Annotated in this window: 13 protein-coding genes; 5 read left to right on the top strand and 8 right to left on the bottom strand. The window is 70.8% G+C overall.

Annotated elements, in window-relative coordinates:
• The first annotated feature begins 5 nt into the window (after positions 1-5).
• From ACH4U7_RS07320 to ACH4U7_RS07310, 3 genes are read left to right on the top strand one after another with little or no spacing between them, the layout of a single operon-like run.
• Positions 6-809: an STM4013/SEN3800 family hydrolase gene (locus tag ACH4U7_RS07320; RefSeq protein ID WP_398527033.1), complete on the top strand. Its 804-nt coding sequence runs from the start codon at positions 6-8 to the stop codon at positions 807-809.
• Positions 806-2,185, top strand: coding sequence for an STM4012 family radical SAM protein (locus ACH4U7_RS07315; RefSeq protein ID WP_398527032.1), 1,380 nt, complete (start codon positions 806-808; stop codon positions 2,183-2,185). The genes ACH4U7_RS07320 and ACH4U7_RS07315 overlap by 4 nt, the downstream gene beginning before the upstream one ends.
• 10 nt (positions 2,186-2,195) lie before the next feature.
• Entirely contained in the window at positions 2,196-3,110 is a 915-nt protein-coding gene (locus ACH4U7_RS07310) for an STM4011 family radical SAM protein (RefSeq protein ID WP_398527031.1), read from the top strand.
• Here ACH4U7_RS07310 and ACH4U7_RS07305 read toward each other — a convergent pair.
• The 3 genes from ACH4U7_RS07305 to ACH4U7_RS07295 form a co-directional block, all read right to left on the bottom strand.
• The gene (locus ACH4U7_RS07305; protein WP_398527030.1) at positions 3,048-3,851 is read right to left on the bottom strand and encodes an SAM-dependent methyltransferase; all 804 of its coding nucleotides are present in this window, start codon (positions 3,849-3,851) and stop codon (positions 3,048-3,050) included. The two genes, ACH4U7_RS07310 and ACH4U7_RS07305, sit on opposite strands and share 63 nt — an antisense overlap.
• A 64-nt stretch (positions 3,852-3,915) precedes the next feature.
• A complete protein-coding gene (locus ACH4U7_RS07300) occupies positions 3,916-4,167 on the bottom strand; it encodes a DUF397 domain-containing protein (RefSeq protein ID WP_398527029.1) in 252 nt (83 codons plus the stop codon).
• 3 nt (positions 4,168-4,170) lie between these two features.
• Positions 4,171-5,037, bottom strand: a complete 867-nt coding sequence (locus ACH4U7_RS07295) for a helix-turn-helix transcriptional regulator (RefSeq protein ID WP_089510517.1) — start codon at positions 5,035-5,037, stop codon at positions 4,171-4,173.
• Between the two features lie 136 nt (positions 5,038-5,173).
• On the opposite strand from ACH4U7_RS07295, the gene ACH4U7_RS07290 reads away from it, so the two are divergent.
• A complete protein-coding gene (locus tag ACH4U7_RS07290; RefSeq protein WP_238545334.1) occupies positions 5,174-5,614 on the top strand; it encodes an ATP-binding protein in 441 nt (146 codons plus the stop codon).
• A gap of 99 nt (positions 5,615-5,713) precedes the next feature.
• Here the strand turns inward: ACH4U7_RS07290 and ACH4U7_RS07285 are convergent, their stop codons facing one another.
• Positions 5,714-6,538, bottom strand: coding sequence for an SGNH/GDSL hydrolase family protein (locus ACH4U7_RS07285; RefSeq protein ID WP_398527028.1), 825 nt, complete (start codon positions 6,536-6,538; stop codon positions 5,714-5,716).
• A 79-nt stretch (positions 6,539-6,617) separates the two neighbouring features.
• Positions 6,618-8,732, bottom strand: a complete 2,115-nt coding sequence (locus tag ACH4U7_RS07280) for an alpha-galactosidase (protein ID WP_398527027.1) — start codon at positions 8,730-8,732, stop codon at positions 6,618-6,620.
• Positions 8,733-8,914: 182 nt separating this feature from the next.
• Here ACH4U7_RS07280 and ACH4U7_RS07275 point away from each other — a divergent pair, with 182 nt between their 5' ends.
• The gene (locus tag ACH4U7_RS07275; RefSeq protein ID WP_398527026.1) at positions 8,915-9,724 is read left to right on the top strand and encodes a tyrosine-protein phosphatase; all 810 of its coding nucleotides are present in this window, start codon (positions 8,915-8,917) and stop codon (positions 9,722-9,724) included.
• A 54-nt stretch (positions 9,725-9,778) separates the two neighbouring features.
• Here ACH4U7_RS07275 and ACH4U7_RS07270 read toward each other — a convergent pair whose 3' ends face one another.
• The 3 genes from ACH4U7_RS07270 to ACH4U7_RS07260 form a co-directional block, all read right to left on the bottom strand.
• Positions 9,779-11,179 (bottom strand): aspartate aminotransferase family protein, encoded by a 1,401-nt coding sequence (locus ACH4U7_RS07270; RefSeq protein WP_398527025.1) that lies wholly within the window; start codon positions 11,177-11,179, stop codon positions 9,779-9,781.
• A complete protein-coding gene (gene dxs, locus ACH4U7_RS07265; protein ID WP_398527024.1) occupies positions 11,176-13,185 on the bottom strand; it encodes a 1-deoxy-D-xylulose-5-phosphate synthase in 2,010 nt (669 codons plus the stop codon). The genes ACH4U7_RS07270 and dxs overlap by 4 nt, the downstream gene beginning before the upstream one ends.
• Positions 13,186-13,217: 32 nt before the next feature.
• Positions 13,218-13,577 (bottom strand): flavodoxin-dependent (E)-4-hydroxy-3-methylbut-2-enyl-diphosphate synthase (locus ACH4U7_RS07260; protein ID WP_398527023.1); only part of this gene is annotated, 360 nt, incomplete at its 5' end.

Raw genomic sequence — 13,577 nt, 5'->3', positions numbered from 1 at the left:
CGGATATGAACGAGGTCGTGGGCAGCCATGATCTGCTGCTGGTCACCTTGGACACGCTGCGCTACGACGTGGCGGCCGAGCTGGCCGCCGAGGGCCGGATCCCCCATCTGGCGAGCCGGCTCCCCGGCGGGGTGTGGGACAAGCGGCATGCGCCCGGCAGCTTCACCTACGCCTCGCATCAGGCGATGTTCGCCGGGTTCCTGCCCACCCCGGCCACGCCCGGCCCGCACCGGCGGCTGTTCGCCGCCCGCTTCGCGGGCAGCGAGACCACCGCCGAGGGGACCTTTGTCTTCGACACCCCGGACCTGGTGTCCGGGCTCGCGGCCGCCGGGTACCACACGGTGTGCGTGGGCGGGGTGGGGTTCTTCAACAAGCGGGGCCCGCTGGGCTCGGTGCTCCCCGGCCTCTTCCAGGAGAGCCACTGGGAGCCGGAGTTCGGCGTTCCGTCCCCCACCTCCTTCGAGGCACAGGTGGCGTGCGCCGAGAAGGTCATCGCCGGGCTGCCGCCGGACCGGCGGCTGTTCCTCTTCGTCAACGTATCGGCGCTGCACCAGCCCAACTGGTTCCATCTGCCCGGCGCGACCCGCGAGGCGGGCGATTCGCGCGCCACCCACGCCGCCGCGCTGGAGTACGTCGACCGGCACATCGGCCGGCTGTTCTCCGCGCTGAGCGACCGCGGCCCCGGCTTCGCGATCGTCTGCTCCGACCACGGCACCGCGTACGGAGACGACGGCTATACGGGCCACCGGCTCGGCCATGAAGTCGTCTGGACCGTGCCGTACACCCACTTCTTCCTCGAGGCCTCATGACCACCAGCACCACCGCCGCTACCGCCACTACCGCCCCCGCTGTCCGCCCGTACCAGTCGTACGTCTACGCGTACCCGCACAAGACCGCCTACCGCCCGCTGAATCCGCGCCCCGCGCTGAGCGACCTGTGGGCGGCCGAGCCCAAGGACGCGCTGTCGCTGTACGTGCACATCCCCTTCTGCGAGGTGCGCTGCGGCTTCTGCAATCTCTTCACCCGCGTCGGCGCCCCCGAGGGGCTGGTGAGCGCCTATCTGGACGCCCTGGAGCGGCAGGCGGACACGGTCCGCGAAGCGCTCGGGGACGGGGCCCGGTTCGCCACGGCCGCGTTCGGCGGCGGCACCCCGACCTTCCTGGAGGCGGCGGAGCTGGAGCGGCTGTGCGATATCGCGAGCCGGCGCATGGGGGCCGATCTGGCGGCCGTTCCGCTCTCGGTCGAGGCATCCCCGGCCACCGCCACCGCGGACCGGCTGGCCGTGCTGGCCGAGCGCGGCACCACCCGGCTGAGCCTGGGGGTGCAGAGCTTCGTGGACGCCGAGGCGCGCTCGGCGGTGCGGCCGCAGCGCCGGGAGGACGTCGAGGCGGCGCTGGGGCGGATCCGCGAGGCCGGTATCCCCGTGCTCAACATCGACCTGATCTACGGCATCGACGGGCAGACCGAGCGGAGTTGGCGGCAGTCCCTGGATGCCGCCCTGGTCTGGCGCCCCGAGGAGCTGTATCTGTATCCGCTGTATGTGCGCCCGCTGACGGGCCTGGGGCGGCGCGACGCGGCGGCCACGGACGCGGAGTGGGACGCCCAGCGGCTGCGGCTGTACCGGGCGGGCCGGGACCACCTGCTCGCCCAAGGCTATGAGCAGGTGTCGATGCGCATGTTCCGCCGCCGGGACACGCCCGGGACCGGCAGGGAGCCATGCGGCGGGGACGACTACGCCTGTCAGACCGACGGCATGGTCGGTCTTGGCTGCGGCGCCCGCTCGTACACCTCGGCGCTGCACTACTCGTTCGACTACGCGGTGGACATGCGGGAGATCCGCGGCATCATCGACGACTACACGGCGCGGCCCGCGGCCGACTTCGCGCGCGCCGAGGTGGGCCGCGCGATGACCGCCGACGAGGCCCGGCGGCGCCACCTCCTCCAGTCGGTGCTCCAGGCCGAGGGCATGCCGCTCGCCGGCTACCGGGCCCGGTTCGGCACCGACCCGGCCGAGGACTTCCCCACCGAACTGGCGCGGTTCGCCGAGCGCGGCTGGCTGGATCCGGACGCCGCCCCCGAGCTGCTGCGGCTCTCCCCCGAGGGTCTTGCGCACTCCGACGCGCTGGGGCCCGAGCTGTTCTCCCCCGCGGTGCGCGCCGCCATGGCCGACTACGACCTGAAGTGAGGCGGGCGGCGTGGACCTGACGATCCTCTACCGAGGCCCGCTGGCCTCGTGCGACTACGACTGCCCGTACTGCCCGTTCGCCAAGCGGCGCGACACCCCGGAGCAGCTGCGCGCCGACCGGGCCGCCCTGGAGCGCTTCACCGCATGGGCCACGGCGAACACGGGCGACCGGCTGTCGGTGCTGTTCACCCCGTGGGGCGAGGGCCTGGTGCGCTCCTGGTACCGCCGGGCGCTGACCGAGCTCAGCCGGCTGCCGCATATCGCGCGGGTGGCGATCCAGACGAATCTGAGCTGCCGTACGGGCTGGATGGCGGACGCCGATCTGGACACCCTGGCGCTGTGGTGCACCTTCCACCCGGGCCAGACGCCGTACGACCGGTTTCTGGCCAAGAGCCGTGAGCTGGCGGGGCTCGGGGTGCGCCACAGCGTCGGCATCGTCGGCCTGCCCGAGCATCTGGAGCCCGCCCGGCAGCTGCGCGCCGATCTGCCCGCACAGGTCTATCTGTGGGTCAACGCCGCCGAGGGGCGCACCTATACGGACGAGGAAGCGGCCGAGTGGACCGCGCTCGACCCGCTGTTCGGCTACAGCCGCCATCCGCACCAAAGCGCCGGTCTGCCATGCCGGACCGGCGCTTCGGTGATCTCGGTGGACGGCGACGGCGCGGTGCGCCGCTGCCATTTCGTCCGTACGGAACTGGGCAACCTCTACGACGGCTCGTACCGCGCGGCCCTCGCGCCCCGCCCCTGCCCGCTCGCCGTCTGCGACTGCCACATCGGCTATGTGCACCTGGAGTCGCTGCCGCTGTACGACGTGTTCGCGGGCGGGGTGCTGGAGCGAATTCCGGCCGCCGTCGGCACGGGCTCAGGGCTTACGCCCCACCCCGCCGTACACGCCGACGTCAGCCCGCTTCCCCTGCTTCGGTAAGGGGCCGTCCGGCCGCCATGCCGGCACCTGGACCAGCCCCGGCTCCAGCAGCGGAAACCCGTCGAAGAACGGCAGGATCTCGGCGCGGCCGCGCAGGCTGAGGCTGGCCGAGGACTTCCGGTACACCTCCGCGGCGATGTCGGCTCGGTCGGTGAAGTCCAGGGTGCCGTGGCTGATCACCAGACAGCTGCCCGGAACCAGCCGTTCGGTGAGGGTCGCGAGGATCCCGACCGGGTCCTCCTCGTCCTTGACGAAGTGCAACACCGCGACCAGCAGCAGCGCCACCGGCTTGCCGAAGTCGATGAACTCCCGCACCGCGGGCCGGTCAAGTACCTCGGCGGGCTTGCGCACATCCCCCAGTGCGAAGCTCGTGCCGCCCGCGTTCGTCAGCTTGGCGCCGGCGTGCGTGGCGACGATCGGATCGTTGTCGATATAGACCACTCGGGTTTCCGGCGCGATCTCCCGGGCAACCTCATGGGTGTTCGGCGACGTCGGGATTCCGGTCCCGATGTCGATGATCTGCCGTATCCCGTCCCCGACGACGGTGCGCACGGCCCGGAGCAGAAACTCCCGGTTGGCGCGGGCGGTGCCGCGGACGGTCGGTGTCACTTCGAGAATGCGGTCGGCCGCCCTGCGGTCGACCTCGTAGTTGTCCCAGCCCCCGAGGTAGTAGTCGTACATGCGGGCCGGATGAGGCGTACTGGTGTCTATCTCCTGCACGGAGAATCCTTGGTCGGTCACACCGTTCTCCCGTTTTTGCGGTTTCGCGCTTCCTGAGGTCACTCCCCTGTGACCCGTGGCTGCGTCAGGCGAGCAGGAAGTCCGCTTCGCCGGCCTTCGCACCCTGGATGAACCGCTTCATCTCCAGATGCGTATAGATGAGGGCAGGTCCGTCGGGATCCGTGGACTGGCGCAGCGCCACTCGCCCGTCCTTCAGCCTCATCGCCTCGACGCAACTTCCCCCGTTGCCACCGCTCCATGGCTTGTGCCAGCCCTCGGTACCGAGGTCCCTCGCCGGCATTCCGCTGTAGACGCGGTCCGTGCAGATGCGATCCATCGATCAGATCTCCTTGCGAATGCCACTCAGAATGGCCTGAGTGGTCTGTGCAGGCGCGGCCTGCGCACACATCCGGTCCAAGGCCTCCAGGAACGCCGATACGTCATCGCGCTGGTCGAAATAGGAACCGCTGACAAGCGTCTCCGTATACGCGATGTCCGGCAGCTCCTGAATCGGGAACCGGAAGATATGGAAGGGGCCGTACATCGCCGGGTGCGGCCCGGCGTCGAACGGCATGATCTGCAACCTGATGTTGGGCATCGTCGCGGCTTCGATGAGCCGCGTGATCTGATCGCGCATGACCTCGGGCCCGCCAATGGGTCGGCGGAGCACCGTTTCGTCCATCACCACCCACAGCATGGGCGGATTGGGACGGGTGAGGAGGGCCTGCCGCTCCATCCGCAGGGCGACATTGCGCTCGGTCTCCGCATCGGCCGCGTGCGGCATTCCGGCGCACATCACCGCACGGGCGTAGTCCTCGGTCTGCAACAGCCCGGGGACATAGTGCGGCTCATAGGCGCGGATGAGATTGGCCTCGCCCTCCAGACTGACAAAGGTGTTGAACCACTCGGGCAGCACATCCCGGAAGCGGTGCCACCAGCCGGGCTTATTGGCCTCGCGCGCGAGGGAGAGGAACCCCTCGACTTCCTCCGGGTCGGTGACCCCGTAGGTGCGCAGCAGCTTCTCGACGTACGGAAGCTTCAGGCCGACCTCGGCCTTCTCCATCCGGCGGATCGTGGCATGGGTGACGTCGAGGGCGCGGCCCGCCCGCTCGTACGACAGCCCGGCCTTCTCCCTGAGGTCCTGCAGCCGCTTGCCGAGCACGACTCTCAGGACGGTCGGGGCGCCGCCCGCTCGCGCATCCGCCACTACCGTCCCCCTCCAACTACCTTCACATCACAGCAGTCTGGCACGCGCTCAGCCGCTACAACAGACTGTCTCTTCGATTCTGCAATTTACAGATTGAACCTTGCCATACGCGAGTGGCGCAGAGCATAGTGTCGGCGTGGCTCCTTCCTATGAGGCTCTCCGGTTAGGGCGCAGCGGCTCGCTCTCCGCTCCGTGCCTGCAGGACGCGTTTCGCCTTCCGGCACTGAGCACTTCCGTCGCGGAGGCGAGAAGGCTGGTCGTGCTGCGGCTGTGCTCATGGGGCGCCAGGCAGGAGATGTGCGACAACGCCGAGTTGGTCGTCTCCGAGCTCTTCACCAACGCCGTGCGCCACACCTCCAGCGAGGAGGTACGGTGCACCATGCAGCTCATGGGCAAGCGCTTGCGGTTGGAAGTGGCCGACCAAGGGTGTGCGCGCACGGAGCCACAGGCCCGGTCGGTGAGCGTCGACCAAGAGGGCGGACGCGGGCTGATGCTCGTCGAGGCTCTGTCCGAGGCTTGGGGCGTCAGACCGGACGCCAATGGCACGGGCCGCGCCGTGTGGGCCTATCTAGCTTAGGCCCACAGGGCACGACCCGCTTTGTGTTCGCCGATTCTCCGCGCTGTTTCTCTACTTCGGGGTTTCTTCGGGGTGTTCGGGACTCCCCTGCGGGAGCCCTCAGGGCCGCAGCGGCAGCAGGTCCGGACGCTTGGGCTCCACATGGTCCCCCGACGACTCCCCGCGCAGCCGTCGGCCGATCCAGGGCACCGCGTATTCGCGCGCCCAGTGGATGTTGGCCCGGCGCACCTCGGCGGCCGAGCGCGGCCCCTCCGGCGGCCACGGCTGGTCCGGGTCGACCGGTACGTCGAGGCCGAGCACCTTGGCGGCGCGCAGCGCGACCCGGGTGTGTCCGTCGGGCGACAGATGCAGCCGGTCCTCGCTCCAGGCCCGCCGGTCCTGTACGGAGCGCAGCGACCACAGGTCGAGCACCGGACACCGGTACCGGTCGGCGATCGCCCGCACATGGGCCGTGTACGTGGCGGCCTTGCCGCGCAGATGGCGCAGCACCGGCACGCCGCGTGGGTCGAACCCGGTGCACAGCAGCACCGTGCCGACGTGGGAGGCGAGCCGGTCCACGGCCGCCTCGTAGCGCTCGGCGACGTCGTCGGGGTCGCTGCCGGGCCGCAGGATGTCGTTCCCGCCGCCGCAGAACGTCACCAGATCGGGGCCGAGTTCGATCGCGCGCGGGACCTGCTCCTCGACGATCTGGTCGAGGAGCCGGCCCCGTACGGCGAGGTTGGCGTAGCGGAAGTCGGCCGGAGCCGGGCCGCCGATGGACCCGGCTCCGGAATGTCGGTCGGAGAGCAGGGCGGCCAGCCGGTCCGCCCAGCCGATGAAAACGCCTTCGGGATCCGGGTCGCCGACGCCCTCGGTGAAGCTGTCCCCGATGGCGGCGTAGGACCCGATCACTCCGCTGTTGAGTCTCTTCGCATCGTCTGCCACGTCCCGACATCCTCCACCCTGGTGAGTGACCTACGCCACCGTAAGGAGGGGTTGACGGAGGGTGATCTATCCCACCTGGTCAGATTCGCCGAAGGCGGAATACGGCGGCGTCCAGGTCGTGACGGAGCCCGGTCTCGAGGCCGTGGTGGCTGAGCACGGCCCCCCGGTGCACCTCTCCGGTCTCCAGGTCCTCGTACCGGCTCTCGGGGTCGAGCCCGCGCAGCCGCAGCGCGGGCTGCCGCTCGCCGAGGGTCTGGGCCTGCAGCCAGGCCAGCACCACGGTCTCCTCGCCGCGTACGTACTGCACCGCGGTCAGCCCGCCGTCGCCCGGCGGCCGCAGCCGGTACAGCTCGCCGTGCTGGACGACGGGCCGGATGCGCTTGTAGAGGGCCACCCAGTCGCGCGCCTCGGCGAGTTCTTCCTCGCTCCAGTGGCTCAGGTCGCCGCCCACCCCCAGCACCCCGGCCATCGCGCTGATGAAGCGGAAGCGCAGCGAGGTGATGCGCTTGCTGCCCATGGCGTTGGGGGTGTCGGTGACCCAGGCGGCCATGACGCGGGCCGGGTGCAGCTGGCTGAAGCCGTGCTGGATGGGCAGCCGGTCCAGCGGGTCGGTGTTGTCCGAGGTCCACACCTGGTCGGTGAGCGCGAGGACGCCCAGGTCGATCCGGCCGCCGCCGCCCGAGCAGGATTCGAAGGCGACACCCGGGTGCGCGGCCCGCAGCCGCCCCAGGAGCTCGTACAGCCCCCGCACATGCTCGATCCACAGCCGCTGGGGGTACGGGTCGCCGGGCCACCCCGCGTCGGAGAAGGACCGGTTGAAGTCCCATTTCACATAGTCGATGGGCGCGCTGGAGAGCAGGGTGTCCAGCCGCTCCCACAGGTGCTCGCGTACGTCGGGCCTGGCGAGGTTGAGCACCAGCTGGTTGCGGAACTCGGTTCGGGTGCGGCCGGGGTGGTGCTGCACCCAGTCGGGGTGGGCCCGGTAGAGGTCGCTGTCGGCGTTGACCATCTCGGGCTCGACCCAGATGCCGAACTGCATGCCCAGGGCGTGCACCTCGTCCGCGAGGGGCTTCAGGCCGCCGGGGAAGCGGTCGGGGTTGGGGGTCCAGTCGCCGAGCCCGGCGCGGTCGTTGATGCGCGCCCCGAACCAGCCGTCGTCGACGACGAACAGCTCCACACCCATCTCGGCGGCGCGGCGGGCGAGTGTGCGCTGCTGCTCCTCGCTGACGTCGAAGAAGGTGGCCTCCCAGGAGTTGTAGAGCACCGGCCGGTGCTGGTCCGCGTCGGGGATCACCTGGGCCAGCTGCCAGGCGTGCCAGGCGCGGCTGGCGGCGCCGAACCCGCCGTCGGTCCACAGGCCCGCGAAGACGGGCGTGGTGAAGGACTCGCCGGGCGCCAGGCTCAGCTGGCCCGAGTCGTCGTGGCCGACGCCGCCGACCGCCTGTACGGCGCCGATGGGCAGCTGCTGGACGGCGATCCGCCAGGACCCGGACCAGGCAAGGGCGCAGCTGTGCACCTCGCCGTGTTCCTCAGTGGCCTCGCCGCCGTCCAGGGCGATCCAGGGCAGATGCTGATGGCTGGTGTGGCCGCGGCGGCTGCCGAGGACCTTCTCACCGGGCGTGAGGTCGGCGCGCACCAACTGGCTCTCGGCGGCCCAGCGCCCGTACAGATGCGACAGCCGCCAGCGGTCGCGCGCCGGGAGTGACCAGGCGGCGGAGTCGATGCGCAGCAGCTCCAGGGGGGCGTCGTCCGGGCCGCCCGCGTGGGCCGCGGTGGTCCAGCGCTCGACCACGTCGTAGTCGTCGCGCATCCGGTAGTGGAGGGTGAGGGCGAGGTGGTGCAGCGAGTCGTGGAAGTGGAGCCGCAGCTCCGCCCCGGAGTCGGTCACCTCGCCCCGCTCGAAGCGCCACTCGGTGCCCCTGACGCCCGGCGACCGCACCGACAGGGCGGGGCGCACAAAGCGGGGCCCGCCTTCCACGGGGAATTCTTCGCGCCCGTCCAGAGGTGATTCGAAACCCCACTCCATCGACAGGAGGCTGCCGGACCTAAGCGCAAGGGCCTCCGCGTCGGGGAGCGCGATGCGCGGGCCCCAGTGGAGGTGAAGCAACTCGTCGTTCTCCGTGAGGTGCAGCGCATAGCTGCTGCCCCGCCCCGACAGCAGCCAGACCCGACCGCTACCACCGATTTCGATCATCACTCTCCCCAATTCCGCACAGACCAGAACATCATCGGGGCAGTGCACCCGGTGCGCAATGCCCGGGGCGCCCCTCCACCGGTCCCATGGCGACCTGGTCGCCCTCGTACCCCCATGTCGTATGGTCAGGACAGTCCGCCTCGCCGACGAGCGGCGTCGGCGGCCGAGCCGAAGGAGCGCCCGTGACGCAGCAGACGCCGCAGGTTCCGTCGACCGAGCCCGAGCTCACCGGGGTGCGCAACTTCCGGGACGTGGGCGGTCTGCCGACCGTCGACGGACGGCGGGTGGGGCGTGGCGTACTGTTCCGCAGCGGCCATCTGGCGCATGCCACCGACACCGACGCCGCGTTCCTCGACTCCCTCGGCCTGCACACCGTCTTCGACTTCCGCAACTCCGCCGACATCAAGCTCGAGGGCCCGGATGTGGCGCTCCCGGGCGTACGGACCGTCAACCTCCCGCTGTCCGACCCGGCCGACGGCGCCGGGTTCTGGACCATGGTCCGCGAGGGCGATCTGGCCACGCTGCGCGAGATGCTGGGCGAGGGGCGGGCGGCCCAGCGGATGATCGACTCGTATCGGTTGATCATCACCACCCGGACCGCCGAGCACCGCCGGGTGCTCGACGAGCTCGCGGACGGCGCTTCGCCCGCGCTGATGCACTGTTCGGCCGGCAAGGACCGCGCGGGTCTGTCGATCGCGGTGGCCCTGCTGGCCCTCGGCGTGGAGCGGGACGCCATCGAGGCGGACTACCTGGAGTCGGCCGCCGCCCACCGCCGCTACAAGGTGTGGCGCGCCTCACACGCCGAGGACGGGAAGTCCCCCGAGGTCATGGCGCTGCTCGCGCCGCTCTTCGACGCCCGCGCCGAGTATCTGGCGACTGCCTTCACGGCCATCGAGGAGACCTGGGGCGACACCGAGAAGTACCTCACCCGGGGGCTCGGACTCGACGCGGCCAAGCGGGAGCGGCTGCGGGAGCGGCTGCTCGCGAACTGAGGCCATGGGGGCGCCCGAGCCGGCGGGGCCGCCGCCGGCTCGGGCAAGCGGCGGTCAGCGGTGGGCCATCGCCTGCTTGACGAGCGTCCGCCCGAAGTCCCACATCAGCCCGCCGCCCCCGTGTGCGTCGTCCATGACGGCCGTGAACGCCTCGACGAAGCGGTCCACTTCCCGCTCCCCGATGATCAGCGGCGGAATCAGCTTGATGACCTCCAGATGGTCGCCGGAGACCTGAGTGAGGATGCGGTGCCGCTGGAGCAGCGGTACGACCACCATCTGCGCGAACAGCCCCTTGCGGGCCGCCTGGAGCATCGCCCAGCGGCTGCGCAGCCCCAGCGAGGTCGGCTTCCCGAACTCGATGCCGATCATCAGCCCGCGCCCGCGCACCTCGTACAGCAGCTCATAGCGGTCCACCAGCGCGGCGAGACGGGTGCGCAGCAGATCGCCGACCTGCCGGGCGTTCTCGACGACCTTCTCGTCCTCCATGACCGCGAGGACGGCCAGACCCGCGGCCATCGCCTGCGCGTTGGCGCCGAAGCTCGCCGAGTGGACCAGCACCCGGTCCATCGACGAATAGACGCGCTTGAAGATCCATTCCTTGCCGAGCGTCGCGCCGACGGGCACATACCCGCCCGACAGTGCCTTGGCCACGCACACCAGATCCGGCTCCACGCCCGACTCATGCTGGTACGCGAAGAAGGTGCCGGTCCGGCCGAGCCCCGTCTGCACCTCGTCGGCGATGAGCAGCGCCTTGTGCTTGTGCAGCAGCTCCTGGGCGGCGCGCAGAAAGCCGGGCGGGGTCTCGTGGACGCCCTTGCCCTGGATCGGCTCGACCACGAACCCGGCCACATCGCCGCGCTTGAGCTCCCGCTCCAGCGCGGCCAGGTCGCCGAGCGGAATGGCCGTGTCCGGCAGCAGCGGCGCGAACCCCTTGCGGAAGGAGTCCTCTCCGTTGACCGACAGCGAACCGGTCGTCAGGCCGTGGAAGGCGTGCGCGCAGTACAGCACGCGCTGCTTGCCTGTCGCATACCGGGCGAACTTCAAGGCGGTCTCCACCGCCTCCGTACCGCTGTTGCCGAAGAAGACCCGGTCCAGGTGCGGGGCGTGGCCGAGCAGTTTCTCGGCGAGCAGACCGGGCAGCGGCTGGCAGTCGAAGCGGGTCAGATCGGCCAGCTGGGCGTCCAGGACGTCGTGCAGCGCCTTGCGGACGACCGGGTGGTGGCGGCCCAGGCCCATCACCCCGAAGCCGGCGAGCATATCGAGGTAGTCCTGGTCCTCGTCGTCCCAGAAGTACGCGCCCTCGGCCCGCTCGTAGACCTTGTCGAAGCCGATGGTGTGCAGCATCCGCGGCAGCTGGTGGTTGAGGTGCCGGGCATGCAGGTCGTACCGCTCGGACCCGCGCTCGGCCAGGAGCTTGTCCAGGTCGAAGCCCGATCCCTGCTCGGCTGCTGTCATGCGTCCTTCTCCTTGCGGGCCGCGGGCGGGGCCGGGCGGGCGGTGGCCGCGCGCCGCCCGGCGCCGGGGGCGGTGGTGACGGGCGCGGTGACGGGAACGGCTGCGGACGCGTCGATACGGGCCAGGGCCGCGCCGATCCGGCCCGCGATCTCGGCCGGAGTGAGCCCGATGTCGGCCAGCACCTCCCCGCGCTTGGCGTGTGCCAGGAACGCCTCGGGGATGCCGAAGGTGCGCACCGGCAGATCGACTTCGGCGTCGCGCAGCGCCTGCGCCACCGCCGCCCCCACCCCGCCGGTGCGGCTGTTGTCCTCGACGACGGCCACGACGCGGTGGCGCGCCGCCAGCCCGGGCAGGGCGGCGTCGACGGGCTTGACCCAGCGCGGGTCGACGACCGTGCAGCCGATGCCTCGCTCGGCCAGCAGCTCGGCCGCCGCCAGCCCGACCTGGGCCATCACCCCGGCCACGACCAGCAGCACATCACCGCCGCCGCCCTGGTCGGCGGGTTGGGGCCCGCCGTGCCGCAGCACATCCATGCCACCGACGCGGCCGAGCGCCGGGATCGGCTCGCCCACGGACTCCTTGGGGAAGCGGATGACGGTCGGCGCGTCGGCCACGTCCAGCGCCTCGCGCAGCTGGGCGCGCAGCTGGTCCGCGTCGCGCGGGGCGGCGACCCGCAGGCCCGGCACCACCTGGAGGACGGACATGTCCCACATGCCGTTGTGGCTGGGCCCGTCGGTGCCGGTGACGCCCGCGCGGTCCAGCACGAAGGTCACCCCGCACTTGTGCAGTGCGACGTCCATCAGCAGCTGGTCGAAAGCGCGGTTGAGGAAGGTGGCGTAGACGGCGAAGACCGGGTGCAACCCGCCGGTGGCGAGACCGGCAGCGGAGACCGCGGCGTGCTGCTCGGCGATGCCGACGTCCCACACCCGCCGCGGATACGCCTGGGCGAACTCGGTCAGGCCGACGGGGTCCAGCATCGCGGCGGTGAGCGCCACCACATCGGGGCGCTCGGCGCCGATCCGTACCATCTCCGCGCCGAACACCGAGGTCCATGAGCGGCCGCCGGAGGGCGCGAGGGGCGCACAGGTCAGCGGGTCCATGGCGCCGACCGTATGGAAGCGGTCGGCCTCGTCCTCCAGCGCGGGCCGGTAGCCGCGGCCCTTCTCGGTCAGGCAGTGGACGAGGACCGGGCCGTGGAACCGCCGGGCGCGGCGCAGGGCGGATTCGACGGCCGCGATGTCGTGTCCGTCGATGGGGCCGACGTACTTCAGGCCCAGGTCCTCGAACATGCCCTGTGGCGCGAAGGCGTCCTTGAAGCCCTTCTTGGCGCCGTGCAGCGATTCGTACAGCGGCTGGCCGACCACGGGCGTGCGCTGCAGTACGTCCTTGCCCCAGGCCAGGAAGCGCTCATAGCCGTCGGTGGTGCGGAGGGTGGCCAGGTGGTTGGCGAGGCCGCCGATGGTGGGCGCGTACGAGCGCTCGTTGTCGTTGACGACGATGATCAGCGGGCGGTCCCGGGCGGCGGCGATGTTGTTGAGCGCTTCCCAGGCCATGCCGCCGGTCAGCGCGCCGTCGCCGATGACCGCGACGACATGCCGGTCGGTGCGGCCAAGGACCTCGTTGGCCTTGGCCAGGCCGTCGGCCCAGCCCAGGACGGTGGAGGCGTGGCTGTTCTCGATGACGTCGTGCTCGGACTCGGCGCGCGACGGGTAGCCGGACAGCCCGCCCTTGCCGCGGAGCTTGGAGAAGTCCTTGCGGCCGGTGAGCAGTTTATGGACGTAGGACTGGTGCCCGGTGTCCCACAGGATGCGGTCCACGGGCGAGTCGAAGACGCGGTGGAGCGCTATGGACAGCTCGACGACACCCAGGTTGGGGCCCAGGTGCCCGCCGGTTCTGGCCACCGCGGTGATCAGGAACTGACGGATCTCCTCCGCCAGTTCGGCCAGCTGTTTCTCGGTCAGTGTCTTGAGGTCACGTGGGCCCCCGACGCGCTCCAGTAGTGGCATGCGCGGATCCCCTCCTTGCGTATGTGCGTAGATCAGCTCACGGTGACCTCGGGGATACCCGAAGGGGCCCCGTCCTTCTCCAACTGCTCGGCGATCTTCATGGCCTCGTCGATCAGGGTCTCCACGATCTTCGACTCGGGCACGGTCTTGATCACCTCGCCCTTGACGAAGATCTGGCCCTTGCCGTTACCCGAGGCCACCCCCAGATCAGCCTCACGCGCCTCACCAGGACCGTTCACCACACACCCCATCACGGCGACCCGCAGCGGCACCTCCATGCCCTCCAGACCCGCCGTAACCTCATCCGCCAGCTTGTACACATCCACCTGCGCCCGGCCACACGACGGACACGACACGATCTCCAGCCGCCGCTGCCGCAGATTCAGCGACTC

The organism is Streptomyces sp. NPDC020845, from assembly GCF_044334165.1.
Taxonomy (GTDB): domain Bacteria; phylum Actinomycetota; class Actinomycetes; order Streptomycetales; family Streptomycetaceae; genus Streptomyces.
Note: the sequence above shows the minus strand (reverse complement) of the source record. Positions and strands in the feature narration are given on the sequence as shown.